General features: G+C 49.1%; 17 protein-coding genes. 8 read left to right on the forward strand and 9 right to left on the reverse strand.

Annotated elements, in window-relative coordinates:
• Positions 1–7: 7 nt before the first annotated feature.
• Together AC0KUT_RS03560 and leuS are read right to left on the reverse strand one after the other, a co-directional pair.
• A complete protein-coding gene (locus AC0KUT_RS03560) occupies positions 8–574 on the reverse strand; it encodes a hypothetical protein (protein WP_488833538.1) in 567 nt (188 codons plus the stop codon).
• Between the two features lie 36 nt (positions 575–610).
• Positions 611–3073 (reverse strand): leucine--tRNA ligase, encoded by a 2463-nt coding sequence (gene leuS, locus AC0KUT_RS03565; RefSeq protein WP_488835831.1) that lies wholly within the window; start codon positions 3071–3073, stop codon positions 611–613.
• A 189-nt stretch (positions 3074–3262) separates the two neighbouring features.
• On the opposite strand from leuS, the gene AC0KUT_RS03570 reads away from it, so the two are divergent.
• Positions 3263–3613, forward strand: coding sequence for a zinc ribbon-containing protein (locus AC0KUT_RS03570; RefSeq protein WP_488833539.1), 351 nt, complete (start codon positions 3263–3265; stop codon positions 3611–3613).
• Between the two features lie 85 nt (positions 3614–3698).
• On the opposite strand, the gene AC0KUT_RS03575 is transcribed toward AC0KUT_RS03570, so the two are convergent.
• Positions 3699–5660, reverse strand: a complete 1962-nt coding sequence (locus AC0KUT_RS03575) for an alpha/beta hydrolase family protein (protein ID WP_488833540.1) — start codon at positions 5658–5660, stop codon at positions 3699–3701.
• 183 nt (positions 5661–5843) lie between these two features.
• Between AC0KUT_RS03575 and AC0KUT_RS03580 the strand changes: the two genes are divergently transcribed.
• The 5 genes from AC0KUT_RS03580 to proB all read left to right on the forward strand — a co-directional run bounded on the left by AC0KUT_RS03580 (position 5844) and on the right by proB (position 10183).
• Positions 5844–6776 carry an alpha/beta hydrolase gene (locus AC0KUT_RS03580; protein WP_488833542.1) on the forward strand — a complete coding sequence of 311 codons (933 nt, stop codon included), beginning with the start codon at positions 5844–5846 and terminating at the stop codon, positions 6774–6776.
• Positions 6777–6935: 159 nt separating this feature from the next.
• Complete coding sequence (gene rplU, locus AC0KUT_RS03585; RefSeq protein WP_488833544.1) at positions 6936–7247, forward strand: 50S ribosomal protein L21; 312 nt, start codon at positions 6936–6938, stop codon at positions 7245–7247.
• 14 nt (positions 7248–7261) lie between these two features.
• A complete protein-coding gene (rpmA, locus tag AC0KUT_RS03590; RefSeq protein WP_488833545.1) occupies positions 7262–7525 on the forward strand; it encodes a 50S ribosomal protein L27 in 264 nt (87 codons plus the stop codon).
• 229 nt (positions 7526–7754) lie between these two features.
• Complete coding sequence (gene cgtA, locus AC0KUT_RS03595) at positions 7755–8960, forward strand: Obg family GTPase CgtA (protein ID WP_488833546.1); 1206 nt, start codon at positions 7755–7757, stop codon at positions 8958–8960.
• A 98-nt stretch (positions 8961–9058) separates the two neighbouring features.
• Positions 9059–10183, forward strand: a complete 1125-nt coding sequence (gene proB, locus AC0KUT_RS03600; RefSeq protein ID WP_488833548.1) for a glutamate 5-kinase — start codon at positions 9059–9061, stop codon at positions 10181–10183.
• 85 nt (positions 10184–10268) lie between these two features.
• Here proB and asd read toward each other — a convergent pair whose 3' ends face one another.
• Positions 10269–11123 carry an archaetidylserine decarboxylase gene (gene asd, locus AC0KUT_RS03605; RefSeq protein WP_488833549.1) on the reverse strand — a complete coding sequence of 285 codons (855 nt, stop codon included), beginning with the start codon at positions 11121–11123 and terminating at the stop codon, positions 10269–10271.
• Between the two features lie 310 nt (positions 11124–11433).
• Between asd and AC0KUT_RS03610 the strand changes: the two genes are divergently transcribed.
• Positions 11434–12135 (forward strand): SDR family NAD(P)-dependent oxidoreductase, encoded by a 702-nt coding sequence (locus AC0KUT_RS03610; protein ID WP_488833551.1) that lies wholly within the window; start codon positions 11434–11436, stop codon positions 12133–12135.
• A 477-nt stretch (positions 12136–12612) separates the two neighbouring features.
• Positions 12613–13200, forward strand: a complete 588-nt coding sequence (locus AC0KUT_RS03615) for a TMEM175 family protein (RefSeq protein ID WP_488833554.1) — start codon at positions 12613–12615, stop codon at positions 13198–13200.
• A gap of 148 nt (positions 13201–13348) precedes the next feature.
• On the opposite strand, the gene AC0KUT_RS03620 is transcribed toward AC0KUT_RS03615, so the two are convergent.
• From AC0KUT_RS03620 to AC0KUT_RS03640, 5 genes are all read right to left on the reverse strand, one after another.
• Positions 13349–14083, reverse strand: a complete 735-nt coding sequence (locus AC0KUT_RS03620) for a transporter (RefSeq protein ID WP_488833556.1) — start codon at positions 14081–14083, stop codon at positions 13349–13351.
• A gap of 41 nt (positions 14084–14124) precedes the next feature.
• Positions 14125–14895, reverse strand: coding sequence for a COG4705 family protein (locus tag AC0KUT_RS03625; protein ID WP_488833558.1), 771 nt, complete (start codon positions 14893–14895; stop codon positions 14125–14127).
• 70 nt (positions 14896–14965) lie between these two features.
• Entirely contained in the window at positions 14966–16642 is a 1677-nt protein-coding gene (locus tag AC0KUT_RS03630) for a BamA/TamA family outer membrane protein (protein ID WP_488833560.1), read from the reverse strand.
• A 552-nt stretch (positions 16643–17194) separates the two neighbouring features.
• Positions 17195–18646 (reverse strand): MFS transporter, encoded by a 1452-nt coding sequence (locus AC0KUT_RS03635; protein WP_488833562.1) that lies wholly within the window; start codon positions 18644–18646, stop codon positions 17195–17197.
• 199 nt (positions 18647–18845) lie between these two features.
• A complete protein-coding gene (locus AC0KUT_RS03640) occupies positions 18846–21323 on the reverse strand; it encodes a glucan 1,4-alpha-glucosidase (RefSeq protein ID WP_488833563.1) in 2478 nt (825 codons plus the stop codon).
• Positions 21324–21686: the final 363 nt, after the last annotated feature.

Raw genomic sequence — 21686 nt, forward strand, 5'->3', positions numbered from 1 at the left:
AGTTACTTTATTTATAGGTTTTTGAGTTGGCTTTGATGTAGTCAATTAATGCATTGAACGCTGGGTACGCATTTGCCTGGTCGCTTACACCTGCCCATACATAATCGAGATATGTTTCGGACACAAAGTAATCTTCGAGTGTAATAGGGTCAGATAAAATAAGTTGTTGATAGTTTTTGTTGCCGTCTTTGCGGGTATCCCAATGCAGCCAGAGGAAGGGTTTGTATTTTTTAGCGGCTTTGTTCATTGCAATTTTTCCGTTCAATGAAGGTATCTCATCAGTTAAATTGTTTTGAATAAGTGCCTTTTCAAGATCGTCGAAGTTAATCACCTCATCAAAATAACCAATGTTTTTCACCATGCTGCCAGTGAAGTCACCTGTAGGCACCAAAATAAGTGCTTTGCGGCTATCTAAATCCAAGGGTTTGTTGGTGGTGATTGTTGCTGCTTTTGCCATGCCGCCTTTGGTGGTACTAAAGTAGCCAGACTTGGTGTCAACGGGTCTAACCTGTCCGATGCCTCCACAGGCAACTAAAGACGTGAGCATTGCAATAATTAATGTGTACTTAATCATGTTTATTCCTTGTGTTTGTTGTTTGATAATCATTTTTTAGTTAGCCACAATGCTCACGAGCTTATTGGGCACGACTATGACCTTGCGCACCGTGAGCCCGTCGAGAAACTTTTGCACGTTTTCCTGCGCCATGGCCATTTGTTCTAGGCTCTCTTTGGCGGCATCAACCGGTGCATCTAACTTGCTGCGCACCTTGCCATTTACTTGCACCACTACTTCGATAGTGGAGCGGGTTAATGCGCTTTCATCGAGTGTTGGCCAGCTTTCATTGAGTGGAATACTGGTGTGACCAAGGGCATTCCACAGGCTTTGGGTAATGTGCGGCACGATTGGCGCCAGCACTAATATCGCAGTTTCCAAGGCTTCGCGTTCAACGGCTAAACCTTGTGGGTTGGCGCGGTCAGAAAGCTTGCTCGTGTCGTTGAGCAATTCCATAGTGGCGGCAATGGCGGTGTTAAAAGTTTGGCGGCGGCCAAAGTCATCGCTCACCTTTTGAATGGTTTCGTGGGTTTTGCGACGCAGGTCTTTTTGCGCTTGGGGCAGGCTCGCAACGTCCATTACGCCAGGCGTACCGGCATTGATGTGGCCTTCCACCGCTTTCCACAAACGACGCAAGAAGCGGTGCGCGCCTTCAACGCCGGAATCGCTCCACTCCATGCTTTGCTCTGGCGGTGCCGCGAACATAGAGAAGAGGCGCACGGTATCGGCGCCGTATTGGTTGATGAGTTCTTCTGGGTCAACGGTGTTGCCCTTGGATTTGCTCATCTTGGTGCCGTCTTTCAATACCATGCCTTGGCACAGCAGGCGTTCAAAGGGCTCGTCGCAGGTGACTAGGCCTTCGTCGCGCATCAGCTTGTGGAAGAAACGCGCGTACAACAAGTGAAGAATGGCGTGTTCGATGCCGCCTACATACTGATCCACCGGTAGCCAATAGTCAGCTGCTTCTTTATCTAACATGCCGCCTTCAAAGTTGGGGCAGGTGTAGCGCGCGTAGTACCAGCTGGATTCCATAAAGGTATCGAAGGTATCGGTTTCTTTTTCTACCGCTCTGCCGTCGAGGGTGTCTTTGCGCCACTCAAGGTCGGCTTTAATCGGCGAGTGAACGCCGTTCATGATTACATCTTCGGGTAGCAATACTGGCAACTTGTGCGCCGGTACAGGGATTTCGCCGCCTTCGGGCAGGTTGTACATAGGGATAGGCGAGCCCCAGTAGCGCTGGCGGGATACACCCCAATCGCGCAGGCGATAGTTGGTTTTTACCGCGCCTTTGTTGGCCATTTCTAAAGTGCTGGCGATAGCGTCGAAGGCGGCGTTGAAGTCGAGGCCATCGTATTCGCCGGAGTTGACCAACACGCCTTTTTCAGTGAAGGCGGCTTTGCTAAGGTCAATCTCTTCGTCGTTAGCTGGAGCAATAACCTGAGCTATACCAATGCCGTATTTTTGCGCGAATTCATAGTCGCGTTGATCGTGCGCTGGCACTGCCATAACGGCGCCTGAGCCGTAATCCATAAGTACATAGTTGGCGACCCACACAGAAACTGGCTCGCCGGTAATGGGGTGAAGGGCTTTAATACCGGTGTCCATACCCGCTTTTTCCATGGTCGCCATATCGGCTTCAGCCACGGATTGCACTTTGCAGTCGGCAATAAATTGAGCCAACGCCGGGTTAGTTTCAGCAATGAGTTTGGCGATGGGGTGTTCCGCCGCAAGGCTCACATAGGTCACGCCCATAATGGTATCGGGGCGGGTGGTGTAAACGTCGAAACCGCTAAATTCACCCACTGCGTTGGCCAAGTCAAAGCGCATATCCAAGCCGCGACTTTTGCCGATCCAATTGCGCTGCATGGTTTTAACCTGCTCGGGCCAGTTGGGCAGTTTGTCTAAATCGTTAATTAGCTCTTCGGCGTAGGCGGTGATTTTGATAAACCATTGCGGAATCTCTTTGCGCTCTACCAATTCGCCGGAGCGCCAGCCGCGGCCGTCGATAACCTGTTCGTTGGCCAGTACGGTTTGATCCACTGGATCCCAGTTGACCGTGGACATCTTCTTGTAAACCATGCCTTTTTCGTAGAGGCGGGTAAAGAACCACTGCTCCCACTTGTAGTATTCGGGCTTGCAGGTGGTGAGCTCGCGCGACCAGTCAAAGCCAAAGCCTAGCTGCTTAAGTTGGCTGCGCATATGGTCGGTGTTGGAGTAAGTCCAGGCCGCCGGTGCGGTTTGGTGCTTGAGCGCGGCGTTTTCCGCTGGCAGACCAAAGGCGTCCCAACCCATGGGGTGCAATACATTTTTGCCTTGCATGCGCTGATAGCGTGCAATTACGTCGGTGAGGGTGTAGTTGCGCACATGGCCCATATGCAGCTTGCCGCTGGGGTAGGGGAACATGGCGAGGCAGTAGAATTTTTCTTTACTGCGGTCTTCAACTACTTTGAAGCTCTGGTGCTCATCCCAGTACTGCTGGGCTTGGGCTTCGACGTTGGCGGGGGTGTATTGTTCTTCCATTGTGTGCTCTTGCATTTGGCGCTCTTGCATTTGGATTGGACGGCCTATACTGAAGGTGGAGTTTTTAAGAAAGGCGGTGATTATAGAGGCTGTATCGCTTAATTGGGTAAAAAGCTTGCAAATATCTGGGGTAATGCCCGTTCTGATTACCTCCGTGGTGCTACTTAAACGTCCAACCGGAGTATCCTTATGAAAACAATCAACGAACCAACATCTGACGCCGCGCCAGGCGAGCCTGCTCGTATTCAGTTCGATTATCACGAGGTGGGTACGCTCAAAGTGTTGCGCGATGGGCTTAAGCAGGAAGTGGAGGGGTTGGTACAGCTGGAATTGACCGCAGAGGAAATGCTGCGCAATGAAGCCCAATTGGCTCAAGCTTACTTGAGTGAAGATGCCAGTCATTTTTGGCACGATCTTAAGGATGGCTTGACGAGCTGGGAGTTAACGGCAGGAGAGCTGCTGTTGAGTGCCGCCGACCCGACTCGCGTAGAGTGGCAGCGCACCCACTGGTGGGGTGACGATGAAGCGCAGTTTCATTAGATCCTAAGTGAGCGGGGGCGGCAATCGCAATTGCCGCCCCTCTTTTCGTTGTGCATCGGTATATCTGGTGTCGGTTAAACCGAGGTTATTTTTTTGCAGTGCCAATATGCTTATTGATAAATGTCACCATCTCGGTCAGTGACTGCAAGCGTGTTGTTCCTTCCTGCAGGCTATGGCTCTCGCCTTTGAGCTCTACTAACTCCACTTCTTTTTTAGCCTTTTTGAGTGCCTTGAACATTTGCTTCGATTGCGCAAAGGGTACGCGCTTGTCTGCCGTTGCATGAATCAACAGAACAGGGGCGGTGAATTTGTCTGCAAACTCCTCGGGCGATATGGCTTTCATGGCAGCTTTGCCGCCTTCACCTTGGGTGAATTGCTCTTCCATATAGCTCACAATCCAGCTGTCTTTGCCGTGCTCTCGCTTATCAGATGCGAGCATATCGTTAATGTTGCCAATACCATTGATGGATACCACGCACTTATAAAGGCTGGGAGTAAATGCGCCGCCAGCCAAGGCTGCATAGCCGCCGTAGCTACCACCGGCGATGCAGACTCGCGTAGGGTCGATCATTTCTTGGTGGACAAAGAAGTTGACGGTATCGGTGAGGTCATCTTGCATTTTTTTGCCCCATTCGCCGCGTCCGGCCAAAATGTGGCTCAAGCCAAAGCCATCAGAGCCGCGAAATTGTGGCTGTATAACCAGATAGCCTTGGTTGGCGAGTGCCTGCGCCTCCCAGTCAAAGCCGATAGTGTCGTGGGACTCAGGACCGCCGTGCGGCATGATCACAGCGGGCAGGTTTTTGAGGGTGCTCACTTGGCCTTTAGGGATGGTCAGCAAGGTTGGAATGAGCAGCCCGTCGCGCGCTTTAAAGTTCACCTTGCCGATGGGGTGTAGATCGTCAGCCGTGATTTGTGGGCGCGAACTTGCAAGGCGAGTGGGTGCTTTGCCCTCAGAGAACAACAGGTAATCGCTGGGGAAATCGGAGCCTTCAATATTAAAAATGATGTGTTTCCAGTCGGGCGTCCAGTCGACAAGATTCACCGAGTGGTCAGGGAACTGTGCTTGGATATCCTTTACGCGCTGGTCGAGCTTTTTATCAAAAAACTCATAGCTTGGGATAAAACTCTGATAGCGAACACCATATACCACGCGTTGGAAGTCGCTGATTACATTGTCAATATCTGCATCGGGCCGAACATAGAGTGGGCCGGTAATAGTGCCATCACTTAGCGCGAGATTATAAAAGGCTCTGCGCTCTGTTTTTTCGTCGGTTTCCAACATCACCAAGGCTTTAAAGTCGGATGTAAGGCCAACAAACTCTTTGCTGCGATAGGGTGTCTCCTCTTTGAAAATATCGATCCATTTGCCGTTTTGATATTTTTCAATGGTGTGCAAATTCTTTTTGTTGTCGTAGGACTCGCGCGCGAGCACCTCTCCTTTACGGTTGAGGAAAAAATCGCTGGTTGCATTGTGTCCCTTGCTAAAAACTTTAGGTGTGCGCTTTTTTTTGAGCGAGATCTTAAGCAGTGAATAGGCGGGGCTTTCCACCCAGTCTTCGCCGACATAAGCGGGCATGTAGGCATAGTCGCCATCGGGAGATAGGCCGACAACACTGCCTAGGCCAGATTGGCCTCGATATATAGGGCCGTCGCCGGGAATGAGCAGCTGACGGGTGGAGCCTGTTTTAATGTCATAGGCGTAAGCGGTGCTTACTTCAAAGCGACCTCTAAAGCCGCTCACCCGCGTCATGGTTGAAACACGTAAAATCAACTGCTCATTATTAATAAAATAAATGCCATTCGGCTGTATGGCCGTCACATCGATAGCGGCCAGTGCTTTTTTCTCGGCAAAAGAATAAATGACGATGCGATCTTGTTCGAGAGTGACTTTACGATAGGCGACGAGGCCGCCATTAGGGGAAATGGCCATCATCTGTATTTCGGGCAATGCGCCGTAATCTTTTAAGCTGGGGCTTGCGAAGCTGCTAAGGGATACGAAACAAAGGGTAACGGTTAGGGCGAGCTGGCGCAAAATGGATGCGGTCATGGCCGATTAAGTCCTTATAAAAGGTGGAAAATTATTGGTTTATGTCGGGGGGGGTATCTGTGATTTTTTTGAAAACCAGCGGCAATGTATCAGTAATCATCCGAAAGTCTATTTTTTAGTTTGTTGTACTGTAGTGTGAGTGGATTTTGGCATCCGATTAATGTGCGCGCGTGGGAGATAGCGGTGAGTGAAAGTTTAGTTGAGCAAGCGGCAGAGTCTGCTCAGTACTGCGCGGTCGAGGGTTGTGGTTTGTGTCTGGCCAGCTCGCGTCCTTTGGAGGCGGAGCCTATAGCGCTTTGGCCTGAGCGACTGCGCGTTGTGCCAGATCGTGAGCATGTAAAAGATCAGCGGGTTCATGCGGTGGATAATCCAGCCATGGTGCCTTTTTGGCCCTATGCCGAGGTTGCAAATGGCAGCTCGGTAGTAATCTTTCCCGGCGGTGGCTACAGTCGCCTTGCGCTTAAGCACGAGGGTATCGACATAGCTCATTGGTTTTGCGCACGCGGTGTGGCCGCATTTGTGGTGAAGTATCGCCTGCAGGAATACGGGTATCCGGCGCCTTTATTGGATGCGCAGCGAGCGCTGCGGTTAGTGCGCGCTCATGGTCAGGCGTGGCAGCTGGACGCGCATAAAATTGGCGCTGTGGGGTTTTCGGCGGGCGGGCATCTGGCGGCGAGCTTGGCGCTGATGCAGTCGGTGCCTGCGGCATTGAATCCTGTGGTTGATCCTTATGCCTCCATCAGTGCGCGCCCCGATTTTGCCCTATTAGGTTATCCGGTGATTAGTATGGAAGACGCTGATTCACATGTCGGCTCCCGGCGCGCGCTACTCGGCGAAGAGCCCGCGGTTGAGCTATTGCACGCCTGTTCGCTCAAGCATCATGTGCCTCCTGCTGTGCCGCCCGTGTTTATGTTTCACGGGGTTGCCGATGGCGCTGTGCCTGTGGCGCACAGTCTTGAGTTCTTTGCTGCGCTGCACAAATACAACAAGCAATCCGAACTGCATATCTACCAAAGTACTATTCATGGCGTGGGTATGATCCAGGGGCAGGGCAGTATCTCTGGCTGGCCGCAGGCGCTGGAGCCTTGGTTGCGGCAAAATCAGCTTATTAAATAGACAAATATCTCGCTTTTAGGGCTGTTTTTACTTGCGATGACTGGCCTCCTTGGCATACAATCGCCGCCCCTGAAAACCTGTATACGACGCTAGTCCCAAACGCCTAAGCATGTCGCTAAGCTACTTCGTGTCGTCCAAGTGTTTTATTGGAGCATAAATATGTACGCAATTTTTGAAAGCGGTGGCAAACAACACCGTGTAGTTGTAGGCGAAACCCTTAAACTCGAAAAAATCGATTTCGCCACCGGTGGCACTGTTGAATTCAACAAGGTTTACCTGATTGCCGACGGTGCAGACGTTAAAATCGGTGCCCCAGTTGTTGAAGGCGCTTCTATCACTGCTGAAGTTGTTGCTCACGGCCGTGCTGATAAAGTAAAAATTATCAAGTTCCGTCGTCGTAAGCATCACATGAAGCGTCAAGGTCACCGTCAGTGGTTTACTGAAGTTAAAATCACTGCAATCAAAGGTTAATAGGAGGCTAGAAAATGGCTCACAAGAAAGCTGGTGGTAGTACTCGTAACGGTCGCGATTCAGAAGCGAAACGCCTTGGTGTTAAAGCATTTGGTGGTCAATTGATCCCTGCTGGCAGCATCATCGTTCGTCAACGCGGCACCAAATTCCACGCTGGCGTTAACGTTGGTTTGGGCAAAGATCACACCTTGTTCGCCAAGGCTGATGGTCACGTTAAGTTTGAAATTAAAGGCGCTTTTGGCCGTCAATACGTCAGCATCGTTCCTGTTGCTGTTTAATAGCAGATAGCTGCTATTTGATATTGCGCTAAAGTAAGCCCAGCCTGCTGCTAGCAGCGGGCGGAGAATAATAAAAAAGCCCTGTCGACATCGATAGGGCTTTTTTATATGTAGGCCGCGTTTTTAGCGGGTCCCTATGCTCTGTATTGTTTTATATGGTTTTCGTTTGTTTAATTATTGGTGTGATTTCGCTAAAGCCTTTAGCGAATAATTTTTTCTGGAGTTTGCTGTGAAATTTGTTGATGAAGCCCCGATCTACGTCGAAGCCGGTAATGGAGGCAATGGCTTTATGAGTTTCCGCCGGGAGAAATTTATCTCTAAGGGCGGCCCCGATGGCGGCGATGGCGGCGATGGCGGCAGTGTTTATTTAATTGCCGATGAGAATTTAAACACGCTGATCGACTACCGTTTTGTGCCCAAGTATCGCGCCGAAAGCGGTAAAAAAGGTGGCAGTAAGGACTGTACTGGCGCCAAGGGTGATGATTTGGTGTTGCCGGTACCTGTAGGCACAACGGTGTTGGATACCGACACCGAGGAAGTCTTCGGCGATCTGACCGAACACGGTCAAAAATTAAAAGTGGCTCAGGGTGGTTTTCACGGCCTGGGTAACACGCGTTTTAAATCCAGTACCAACCGCACCCCGCGCAAAACATCGCCGGGCAGCGAAGGCGAAAGCCGCAATCTTAAGCTCGAATTAAAAGTGCTCGCCGATGTGGGCATGTTGGGTATGCCCAATGCAGGTAAATCCAGTTTTATTCGCGCGGTAAGCTCGGCTAAACCCAAGGTTGCCGACTATCCCTTTACGACCTTGGTACCTAACCTTGGTGTGGTAAAAGTACAGCAACACCGCAGTTTTGTGATCGCAGATATTCCCGGCATTATCGAAGGCGCTGCAGAAGGCGCTGGTTTGGGGGTGCGCTTCCTCAAGCATTTAACGCGCTGCCGTTTGATGTTGCACGCAGTGGATATGGCGCCGGTGGATGATACGGATCCGGTTGAAAACGTCAAAATCATCGCGCAAGAATTGCAAAAATTCAGCCCGACATTGGCTAAGCGCGATCGTTGGTTAGTGCTCAATAAAATCGATTTGCTCGACCCAGAAGAAGTAGACGCAAAATGCCAAGCGGTAGTCGATGCGCTTGAATGGACTGGCCCGGTATTCAGGGTGTCTGCGCTGCATCGCGAAGGTACAACTCCGTTAATCGGTCGCATTATGGATCACCTCGAAGCAATTTGGGCGGAGGAAAAAACCAATTCCGAATTGCGTGAGCAAGAGTTTGAGCTGCAGCAGCAAATGGCTGCGGAGGCGCGCGAGCGTATTGAAGAGCTGCGTATCCTTGCCCGCGAAGCGCGTTTGGCGCGCGGTGAAATTGATGACGATGATAAGTTCAATGAAGATGACTATGATGTTGAGGTTATTTACGTCGGACACTAAGGCTTTGCGGGGCTTTCATGCGCTAGCGTGGAGGCCCTTGCAGTAAGCATATTTACCCAATAAAAAATCCACATTACTATCTTGAGTGCATCGCTTTCATGAGCAAAAGAGCACATATTCCTCAGGCTCAACGTTGGGTCGTTAAAATCGGCAGCGCCCTCTTAACCGATGATGGCAAGGGGTTGGATGCTGTCGCTATTGCCGGTTGGGTTGAGCAAATGGCGCAGCTGCGTCTGCGCGGTATAGAGCTGGTGTTGGTGTCATCCGGTGCGGTGGCAGCGGGTATGCGCAAGTTGGGTTGGAGCAGTCGCCCCACCGAAATTCATCAGTTGCAAGCCGCCGCCGCTGTTGGCCAAATGAGCTTGATTCAAAACTACGAAGTGGAATTCCAGCGCTACGGTTTGCACACTGCGCAAGTGCTACTCGATCACGACGACCTCTCCTCTCGCCAGCGCTATCTCAATGCGCGCTCTACTTTAAAAACCCTTATAGGTTTACGCGTCGTACCTGTAATCAATGAAAACGACACTGTCGTAACCGATGAGATTCGTTTTGGCGATAACGACACCCTCGGTGCGCTGGTCGCCAATCTAATTGAAGCGGATTTACTGGTCATTCTTACCGATCAAAAAGGCATGTACGACAGCGACCCGCGCAATAACCCTAATGCGCAATTGCTCAGCGAAATTGCGGCAAGCGATCCGCGTTTGGAGCAAATGGCGGGTGGTTCAGGCGGTGCGCTCGGGCGCGGCGGCATGCTCACCAAGGTGCGCGCAGCGCGCGTTGCAGCGCGCTCCGGTGCAGATACTGTGATCGTCGGTGGGCGCATCGAAAATGCCTTATTGCGCATCGCTGAAGGCGAAGATCTCGGGACTTTCTTGTGGGCCGAACAGCAGCCACAACAAGCGCGTAAACGCTGGCTTTCAGGTCACCTACAAACCCGCGGTATGCTGCTGTTAGATGACGGTGCCGCCAAGGTGCTGCGCGAGCAGGGCAAGAGTTTATTGCCTGTGGGGGTGAAAGAAGTGCGTGGAGATTTTACGCGCGGCGACATGGTCATTTGCGCCGATAAAGATGGCCGCGAAATCGCACGCGGTCTCGTCAATTACCACGCCGACGAAGCACGTAAAATTATCGGTAAGCCCAGTAGTGAAATCATCAAGATATTGGGTTATCAAGATGATAAAGAGTTAATCCATCGCGACAACTTGGTGTTGAGTTAATTTCACTTATCAATTCGTGCCCAACAAAAAGACCGCAACTTGTTAAAAGTGCGGGCTTTTTATTAGTTTGAATTTAAGGTGCTAGTTAGCTGTTAGCTTCGCCCATCACCTCACCCATCTTGGTTGGCGTTCCCGCTTGATAGTCTTCCGTCCAGTTCATCTTATCTTTAGCAAATAAAACAATCGCGGTGGAGCCGAGTTTAAAGCGTCCCATTTCCGCACCCTTTTCCAAGGTTAAATTCTGGTAGGGGTAAAGCGAGGTTTCTATTTCGCGGCTGGCGAAAGGGGCAATGGTGCCATCCCATACGGTTTCTATTCCAGCCACAATCATGGCGCCGACCAGTACCACGGCCATGGGGCCTATATCCGTATCGAAAATGGCGACGGCGCGTTCATTGCGTGCGAACAAGCGCGGTACTTGGTTGGCGGTGGCGGTATTCACTGAAAAGAGTTCGCCGGGCACACTGATCATGCTGCGCAGCTTGCCCCTGTAGGGCATGTGCACGCGGTGATAATCGCGCGGTGAAAGGTATACCGTTGCAAAATTGCCCTCGTCAAACTCTGCCGCCAGCGCTTCGTCGCCACCGAGTAATTCTAAGGCGGTGTATTCCTGTCCTTTTGCTTGAAAAATGCGTCCATCGCGGATCGCGCCGAGTTGGCTGATGGCGCCATCGGCGGGGCACACTATGGCGTTTTGGGCGCTTGCGATGGGGCGTGCATCTGCCTTTAGAGCGCGGGTAAAAAAGTCATTGAAGCTGGCGTAGGCGAGGGGGTTTTCTTCCAGCGCGAGTGACATGTCTACTTGGTAACGTTTAACAAACCAGCTGATAAAAGTATTTTTAATCAGCGTGTTTTGGCTGCTGGCGATTTTGCCGACGACGCGGGAGAGTGCGTGCTGGGGAATCATCTGCTGCAGGCGGGCGAAATTTTTTTCGTTCATAGAGGCTGGCTAGTTGGAGTTATTGAAGGCCACCGCACAGTGAAAGAGCGTGATTCAACCGCTGCGGCGCTAAAAGTGCCCGCAGTGTAGCAAACTCATTAATCGACGGGGTGGAAAGATCGACGTCTGAGTGCTGCGCCGCTGCGGATGTGCCGCCGGGCTGCTAAGGGTTTGCCGCCAAGAGCGCGGTTGAGATTTACTGATTTTTACTCGTCGCCTTGGGCTCGCCAAAGGGAGTCGCCGCCTCAGAGTGTTAGAATCCCGCCCTCATAATAAATGCTTCGGCAAGATAACCTCATAGGAAAACTCCATGAAACAACGACTCGATAATAAATGGGCACTGGTAACAGGGTCTAGCCGCGGTATAGGTCAGCAAATCGCGTTGGGATTAGCAGAGCGCGGCTGCAATCTTATTGTGCACGGGCGCCAGCTTGGCAACACAGCACAGACCTGCGAATTGCTTGAGCAATTTCCAATACAAATAAAAGCCGTGGCGGGGGAGCTGGACTCTGAAGCAGCTGTTGCTGCCTTGATTCAACAGATTAATGCCGCTGCGCCGCAAGTGGATATTCTCTACAACAATGCCGCTATCAATTGCGTGTCTACGCCAGTGTTTGAGTTCGCACAAGCTGCATGGCAGCAAGTGTTTCAGGTGAATGTGCTGGCGATGGTGCAGCTGTGTAACGCCTTTGGCCCAGGCATGAAAGCGCGTAACTGGGGGCGCATTGTTAATCTGTCCTCGGGTATTGCCGATCAACCCAACTTGGCGCCCTACAGCGTTTCTAAGGCGGCGGTCGATAAGTGGACTAAGGATTTAGCCTTCGAGTTTAAAGACACCTGTGTACGCGTAAACGCCATAGACCCCGGCTGGATTCGCACTGCCCTAGGCGGCCCTGATGCGTGGGACGCGGTAGAGTCAGTGTTGCCGGGTATGTTAGCTCCGGTGCTGCTGGCCGACAAGGGCGCAAATGGCGCTTACTTCGCTGCGCAGGATTATAAATTTTTTGATTGAGGTGATGAGGCGTGTCCATTAATTGAGAAAGTTAAGTATGATTTGCTAGTTACTATCTATGCGAACTTAAGAGCCAATGTCGATTTTTTTAGTAAGTATTTCAGGCTGAAAGCAGAGTGCTACTCACGGTGGAGGGCAATGCTCTGCTTTCATGAGTACATAAATCAATATAAAGTTGATGGCACCTTACCGCTTTGTTTTTTAATAAAAAATTTTTCCTGTGACGTTAAAGTTAATATGAAGTTGGCCTTTTTTCTGGGGTAATATCAGCGCCTTTGTTGTTTTGAATATTTGAAGCGAGTGGTGCTAGGTGATTAATCGAGTTGTGGTGCAACCTATCTGGTGGAATCCCTTAAGCGCAATATGACGATGGGATTATTAGCTGGTTCGTGCGATCTTGGTAAAAGCCCGTAAGTTGGTTTCGCTCCTCAGATGCTTCTTGTGATTGTCGTAATATTTCTCAATGAGATTTTCAAAATGGAACGTACTGTGATGGGAAAAAATAGGCTTGAGGCGTTTTTTGATGGGGTGTTGGCGATCATCATTACCATTATGGTATTGGAAATGAAAATCCCCCACGGCGATAGTATTGAAACCTTGCAGCCGTTAATGCCTGTGGTATTTAGTTATATTCTGAGTTTTATTTACTTGGGGATTTATTGGAACAATCATCATCACATGCTGCATGCCTGCAAGCAGGTAAATGGGTCAATATTGTGGGCCAATCTTCATCTGCTTTTTTGGTTGTCACTTATCCCTTTTACGACGGGTTGGATGGGAGAGAATCACTTTTCTAAGCAGCCAGCAGCGCTTTATGGTTTTGTGCTTTTGATGGCCGCCATTGCTTACTGGATATTGCAGCAGTGTATTATTGCGTTGCAAGGCGATGATTCACTGTTAAAAAATGCTATAGGCAATGACTGGAAGGGAAAAGTGTCACCGCTCTTGTATCTTAGCGGGATAGGTTTGGCATTCGTATCCCAGTGGATTGCTATAGCAATATATGTTGCGGTCGCGCTTATGTGGCTAGTACCCGATAAACGAATTGAACGTGTTATTTCATGATGTTGTTTGATTGTTGCTAAAAAAGATATATCGCCGGTGCGTTAATAAGAATAAGTACCCGCGATCTATTATGTTCTTCACAAATGTGTTTCACGGGTAGTTTCTTTTATGAGATATTTCGCCATGCTCAGGGTCTTGGTGCTGATAATTAAAACGTAAGCAAGTATGCAAAAAAGGTCGAGAGTTGATTGGTTTGTTGAGTTGCTTCCACACCTTTGCCCGCCGAAAACATGAGATGCTGATATTGATCGAGATCGTAAATTCCGCCGATATTAAAACCACTGCTCGTACTTTCACCGGCTGCTTGCGCTGTTTCGCGAAAAACTTCTAGGCCTATGCTGAGTGGCGCGGATATTTTGCGCTGAAGGAGCCAGCCCATCGACCATGAATTTTGTGCCCCAAATCCTCGATTGATTTTATAGCCGGCACCACCATAGGTGCTCCAGCCGCCCCAGCTTTTGCCGAGCCAAATTGGCAGCAAGTAACTGTTAGCCCCATCACCCAAGCCAGTTTCTTCATTGCCCGTGTGGGTTTTCATCGAAGGGAAAAAGCTAACCATAGGTCGTGTATCGGTTTCATCTAAAAGACGATATTTCAGCCCTAGCTCTATATCGCCTAAACCATACTGGCGAGCGTCTCCTTGCGCTTGATTAAACGCATAAGGAAGGCGAATACCCATTTGAATTCTTGGTGTTGCCCCATAATTAATTTCTATATGAGGTAGGGTTCCGCTTTCGCCATCAGCTGTGCGCGTGAATTGGCTGGCAAAAAATATTTCATAATGCTGATAAGGCGTGGGCTCAGGGTCATCGGTGCGATAGGGTGGTCCGGCAAAAGCCAAGGACGCACCCAAAAAGCTTAATAAAGTTAGCCACGTGCGCATATAAATATTCTCACTAAAGACCGTTAATGTTTTTTTGTACATTAATGTTGTTGAGTCGCTGCGCGTTGTTTAACAAGAAAGATGCACGCCACTATAAAAATAAAGAGCGCTGCTGATGCGCTATAACGACTTAGTGCGAGGCCGCCACTGGCAAGTGGTTTATCGAGGAGATCGCCGACCACGGCACCCAGTGGGCGAGTGAGAATGAATGCAGCCCAAAACAAGAGTGTGTGCGACAGCTTTGACCAGTAGTAGGCGGCAGCTATAAGCCCTAAGAGCGCGCCAAAAAGCAAAGCGCTGCCGCTGTAACCAAAGCCTTGGGTGTCGGCGGTCCAGTCGCCGAGCGCTGTGCCAAGGGTTTGTGAAAACATTATGGTTATCCAATAAAACATTTCTGCTTTTGGTGTGCTCACTGTTGCAACGGATACGCTGCCGAGGGCGCGATACCACAAGAACAATGAGCCCATTAATAGAATAACTAACAGCGATGAGCCACCTTCATAGCCAATACCCAGCGAGCGTGTGACAAAATCAGCTAAGGTGGTACCTACCGTTGTGGTGGCAATAATGGTTGCCCAATAAAGAAGAGGGTGAAACTTGTTGGCTTTAATTTGCGCGAATACGGCCACAAGAAAAATGGCTGCAAAAATAGCTGTGCCAACGAGATAACCTAAATCCATTGACATGGACACGGCATCGCCACCGGTTTCGCCTAGTGTAGTAGCGGCTATCTTTATAATCCAAAACATCAGCGTGATTTCGGGAACCTTGGCGAGCACTTGCGTGGATGTGGCGGCGTTAGTGGTTAACATGCTGTGTCCTTCTACTGTTCAGTGTTAATTGTGATTAATGTTTTTTGTTAAAGATTGCTGCACAATAAAATCAAAATGAGTTGCGTACTTTCACTAACCACTGCAGGTTAGATATGTCTGAGTCGCCATCGAGTGGCGTGGCTACATCTATATGCAGCACATTGTGTCCGCCTGCGTCGCGGTTGCCATTGCGCGTACCCGATATGCGCAGCCCTACACCGAGGTCGCGCAGTGTTTCTGTTTGTGATTGGGGTATTAAACTATCGCCCCACGCGCGGCCTTGATCATAAAATGCGGCATAGCCTAGATGAAATAATGAAAACCACTCGTGTTCGCCAAAGAAACGCTGTTCTACCGTGAGTAGGTAGCGTTTGTCGCCTGATTGGTAAAATGCGGGATAGCCGCGCAAGCCGGTATCTCCACCTAAATCAAATGATTGATCGCCAAATAAGTGCTGCCCACGCGCGCCCTCGAGCGATAAATAGAATTGCCCGTGCTTGAGGTTTTTCCAGTGATAATTGAGCTGGCCGCTAATAACCGAGTTGTACCAACTGTTTTGATTGTAACGTGCATCATATTCAACTTTGGCGAGCACTAAATTGTTCTCACTTAACGACAAGCCTTTACTGATTTCGCCGCTGAGTTGAAAGCTCTTGTCATGCTCGGGATTGAGCGATTGCGTTCTGCCAAGGCGCGTGCGTAGCTGCAAGCCAAGGTTTATATCTTCATCGCGATTAATTTGCTGAATATTGCGCAGCTTGATAAATCCATCTTGAATGAAGGTGTATTCCAGCCAGGTGGTATGCAGGTTTCTGCTACTCGGAATGGGCGTCACCAGTGCGTCGGGTAAGGATAAAAATTCATGGTCGTCTTGGGTGTAGCCAATGTTCCAGCGATGAATGCTTTTTTTGTTGCCAATATTTATTTTAGAGCCATAAAAAAATTCATGCTTATCTGCATTCTCGGCATAGGTGCTTACCTTTTTACCCGCATCATATAGAGCGTCTTCCTGCTCAAAGGTTTCGTAGGTAAACCCGCCAGCATTGACAGTGTCTAAGGCAAAGTAGGGGCGAATAAACTCAGCGTAACGGCGAGTACCGTCAGAATTATTTTCATAGGCTAAACCGAGTGTCGTTTGATGCCAGCCGGTATTAGGGTCTAGGTATTCAAAGGTGTCGCCAGAGCGCTCGGCATTGGCGTTGTGAAGTATGTTGACAACCTTGCCTAATCCCAAAAAGTTTGAGTCATGCAGGCCTATGCTGCTGGTGGTGTTTCCTCCCGCACGGGAATAGCTCAGGGCTGGTACCAGTGTCCATACTTGATATACGTCGACATCGACCTGATTATTTTCTGTTGCGGCGACTGTTGCGCGATTAAAATAGCGGCGCGTGCGCAATATACGTTCGCTTTCGGCGAGTAAATTCGGGTCTATATAATCCCCTTCCTTAACTAGGAGGTCGCGCTTAATAACGTTTTCATGGGTTTCGATGTGCAGGCGATTTGCGAGTCGGAAAATATAATGATCTTCTGCTGGATTTTTTTCATCAAACAGCGGGTGGATATGTATATTTATTTTGTCCGTTTTTTCGCGGGGATTGGCAGGTGTGCAAGTATCAGTAGGTGAGTTAATTTCTAAGGGTGCTTCAACCTGTGAGTCATATTGTGCATTAGAAACTGTAAGCGAGCAGTCTGTTTTTTTATCTTGGGCGTAGGTATAGCCGTTACCAAATGTAAGGGCAATTGACATAGTAATAAACAAGAGCCTGATGAAAACAGATTGTTCTTTCATTAATTATTTACCAAATGTCTAAGATGAAATTTACTGGCGTGGTGTAAATAAAATTACATGGCCTCAGGTTGTCTTTGGTGTGGCTTTTGGTTTTTCGATTGTGAGCGCGTTTAACTGTCGAGACCTAAGCCAATACTGATGAGCCCAATCTACGCTGGGATAATTAAGGCTATCTTAGCTAAGTAGAGCCATGGGTATAAAATTTTGAGTGTTAGTCTCTTGGTGCAGTAAATGTGAGCGGGATGTATGAGAAAAATAAAATAGTAACGGCGAGGGAGATGTTATGGGGAACGCTTGAACCTTAACAAAATATTAAGGGGAGCTTAAGGGAGTATTAAAGGTTTTTGCGGGGGCAAGTTTGGGTAAACCTCAGCGCGGGCATTCAAAACCAGAGCACACTTAAATGTTGCTTGTTCTCTGGTCTGAGTTCCCCTAGGTCATCGCGCGTTGTAAGTTATAGCACCAGCACCAGCACCTTGTGGCTAGGTGCTAGGTGCTAGATGTTAGGTGCTAGTGCTGAGGCTGTTCCTCGGTATCCTGTACAAAGTACACTGAGGCTGCGCCGAGTATCATAAATGCTCCCGCGAGAAGAATAATGTAAATGGCTTGATTATCAAAAACGTACTTTAAAATTTGTCCGGCAACTAGGCCTGATACGATTTGCGGCGCTGCTATGGTGAAGTTAAAAATCCCCATGTAAACGCCCGTTTTATCGGCGGGCAATGAGTTAGATAGAATTGCGTAAGGCATGGCAAGTATGGCCGCCCAAGCTATGCCGACACCGATCATAGGCACTAATAAATTAAGGGCGCCTTGCGGTATATCAACTTCGGTGATCCACAAATTCACATGTACTATCTCCGTATTTTGAAACAACATAAAACTCATGTAGCCGATACCACCTGCGAGCAGTGAAAGCGAGTAGGTGAGCTTGCGCCCAAATTTATTTGCAATGCGCGTGAGTGCTATGGAAAAAATTGCCGCAAAAAGTGAATAGGCCGCGAACATAATTCCCACCCAATCACCTGCGGCACCTTTTGCGGCAGCTATATCGGCCGGAATGCCGCCCACAGAATGCAGGTAGCTAGCATCAAACCATTTTGCATCTATGCCCCAAATATATTGGGTGATGGCCGGTGTGGTGTAGACCCACATAATGAACAATGAAAACCAGGAAAAAAATTGCACTAGGGCTAGTTGGCGCATGGTCTTGGGCATATTGATAAACAACTGCCAAAAATTACCAAGACTGGTGGTGATAGATGTTTTAACTCGGGGTGTCGCTGCGGCGCTTAAGCCTTTGTAGCGGTTGTACTCTTCGGGAGGATATTCTTTGGTGCGAATGACCGTCCAGAGCACAGTGCCGAAGAGTGCTGTTGCGCCTATATAAAATGCCCAAGACACGCTGGACGCGACCTCGCCTTTTGCAGCTGTGTTATCTAAACCAATTACATTAGTGAGCACAAAGGGCAGTATGGAACCTATAACAGCGCCTATGTTAATGAGTAGCGCTTGAATGGAGTAACCGAGCGTGCGCTGTTCACTGGGAAGCATGTCTGCAACCAATGCGCGAAAGGGTTGCATGGTGACATTAAATGCGCCGTCCATGAGTGCGAGCATCATGCCCCCAAAAATCATGGGCGCTAAAAAGGCGACAAAGAGCGAGGCATTGGGCATTAGCAGCATACCCAGTGCGGCGGCAATGGCACCGCCTAAAATAAAGGGGCGACGGCGGCCAAAGCGATTCCAAGTGCGATCTGACGCGGCGCCAACAATGGGTTGCACGAGCAAACCCATAATGGGAGCCGCTAGCCAAAATAATGAGAGTGAATGTAAGTCGGCACCGAGATCGGAAAGCACGCGACTGACGTTGGCATTTTGTAATGCAAAGCCCAGCTGTACGCCGAGAAAGCCAAAGCTGACGTTCCATACTTGCCAAAAGGGAAGGGCGGGTTGTTTCATGGTGTTGCTGCCTGTGTTATTCATTTATTGTTTTCATATGGAAAGCACTATGTGGTGTGCAAGGATTTAATATGCTAGCTGCAAGTATTTCTGTGGCAATGAGCGCTCATTGGCGCATATTTAAAAAGACAGTGTTTAAAACGTAACGCTCAAATTCAATCGCGCGGTTGCGGATTGAATTTGAGTTTTTACGTTGAGTTTATTGAACGTAGCGAGCTGCAGTGCTGGCATTATTATCCCAGACTTTATTGTCGCTATAGCTGCGCAATAATTTTATGTACTCTGCATGAGTCCATGCTAAGGGCGTGGCTGAGTTAGTGCCTTCGCCGAGGGTATAGTGGTAAGTGTCATTGTTGCCTACACCATCCCACACTTGCTCGGGTAGCATCATGCCCTCATTCGCGAATAATTCCATCGCTTTCACATAGGTGTTGCGCAGCGATGTATTGTCGCTTTGACTGTTTTTATCTTTAGCTTGTACACGGTTGGCGAGTGCTAATTCATAGTGGCCGCGCTCGCCGGTAAAGAAGGGCCAGACGCGGCCGCGCTGGGTGGCTGTGTTGGTGTCATTAACGGCTGCATAGCCAGCACCGTTGAGAGTGTCTTCACCGTAACCATCAATACCATAGCGACGCCAGCCGGGGAATTTACCTTCATTGCCAGGAAAACTGAATTCATATTTGGTGCGCAATAAATCGGGGAGTTGCTGATTATCGTACTCGGGGAGTGTTTCAATTATTTCTGCTGAGTTTGCTGCGCGCACGCCGTAGCGAACTAACTCTAAAAAACCGCCATCGATCACTTTCGATTCATCGGCGATGACTTGACCGTTACTGGTGCCTAAGGGCGAATGATCATTCGGGTTTTGGTTGGCATTCATCCGTAAATAATATTTACCATTACCTTCGCTGCCTTGCAGTGAACCCTTAGTGGTGTAGGTTAATTTTTCTAAACTATTGGAGTATTTGTCTGCCGCCGCTAGATAGCGTACAGCATTTGTATCGTCGCCTGCATGAGTCGCTATATCTGCTGCGGATACTAGGCCTGCAATAATCGCGGCGGTAGTGGAAGGTGAGTAGCCTTGCTGTTCTTCCCAGCGCTCTTGTTGTGTGAATGGCGGGGTAATGTTGGTGTCATTCCATAGAACTTTTACCTTGCCGCCATCAACCAAAAAATCTGCGGCAGGCTTGAGCATTTTTGCATACCAGCTGCTGATATCGCTGTCGCTGAGTACGCCTTCTTGCCATAAGCGCCAGCCGAGCATGATGGGCATTGCGGTTTGATCAAGCTGTACGCCCACCCATTCTACTTCGCCGTCGACGTGAGTCTTTTGCAAAAACCAACCGGGTGTGCCGCTATAGCCGGGCGTAGTGCTTTTAGCTTGAACCTGTTCTAAATATTCAAAGGCAACGCGTGGCGATTGGGTGTCACCCAATGCGAGCATGGCCATTGCAACTTGATAAAAATCACGCGGCCACACAGCTTTGTAGCCTGTACCTGATTTTTCTGCCGATTTAATATCACCCCATGGGTTGGACAGCGATGCGATAAATGCGCCTGCATGAGTTTTGTCTTCTTGCGCTTTTAATACCATGGCGCTGGTGTAAAGCAGCTTGCCTCCATCAGTTGCTGTGATGGAAAGTTTTTCCAGTGCGGGTAGCGATTGTAAATAATCTTCCCAACCGATTGCATCACCCTCACCATTATAGGCGGCAAGGACTTGTTCATAACCTTTGTTTAGTGTTGCTTGCGCCGCTGCCGTGCTCTCTTTTTGGCTGTGGCCAAAGCCAAGCACAAACTGCCACTGCGCGCTTTCACCTTTATGCATGACCGGCAGTTGCAAGCTAAAGGCAACATTGCCTGGGGTGGTGCCGGTGCTGGTGTAGTGTTGGGTGAAAGTGCCGCTTTGTTTTAATTCACTGATGCCATCGGATACGCCTTCAAAACCTACGCACGAATTTACAACCTTGGCGTCTGTAGCAAGCGTCATGCTGGTATTGCCTTCGCTCGCACTCCACAGATTGTTTGCATAGCTGGCGTTGTCGTTGCTACCTGTATTGCCAATGGCAGGATTCACATAAAGATAAGGTGTTATGCCGTCGGCGAGCGCGTGTAGTTCCACGCGCATCATGAGCGCTTGAGTGTCAGGGTCAGTAAAAATTAATTTTTCTATTCGATACTGTTGTTCTTTATCGCTATTGGTAATTTTGTAGGCGAGTGATAGGGGGCGTCCCTGCGTATCGGTTTTAATGTATTCGATGTGCGAATCTGTCGCCGTTCTTTCTTCGTCTACAAAGTTTTCGCCTTGAATAAAAAATTGCATCTCTTGCAGCTGAGCTTGGTGAATGAGCCCAAACATGGTTTCAGTCACAATTCCCTGCGCCAGTGAAAACCAAACCTTAGAAATGGTACCGCTGGTACCTGTATCGGCATATTGCCCTTGGCTATAGGTTTCGTAGGCAGTTCCTATACCGGTTTTTCCGGCGTAAGCCCAATAAGAAGCTTGACCAGGTGCGCCGGGCGCAATTAACTCATGCGTACTAAGCTTGGGGGCGGCTAGGTTTGGTTTCGCTGGGGCCGTCGAACTGGACGACTTATCGCTGCAGGCGCTGAGCATTATCAGGCTGCCAAGTGATAGCGAGCATAGGCTTACAAATAAAGGTTTTTGAATTTTCATAGGAGTTACCACAGTGTTAGTTCAACTATTGCAAGTTCTTAGAGTTGTTAGTTCTTAACGCAAAGGTGAGTTTTAAGTGTAATTATCGTTTAGAGGTGTAATTTTCCACTGGCTTTGAGTATAGCCAAAGAGATAGTTTTGTCCTTGGCTAACATTAGAGGCTAGCCAGCAGCACCACAAGGCTGTGCATACGTATTCAGGCTGCATACGTATGTAGTTACTTGGCGAATCAATGACTCTGGCGTATGTTATTAATCAATGATTTGTGCGTGAGCATTAGGGATGAAAATACTTAGGCCTTATGCTTTAAATCGCGTTCTCAATATGTGCTTTTATAGCGCTATGCTTTACTTAAGCATGCTC

The sequence above is a fragment of the Cellvibrio sp. 25HG11W-0 genome, from assembly GCF_057815475.1.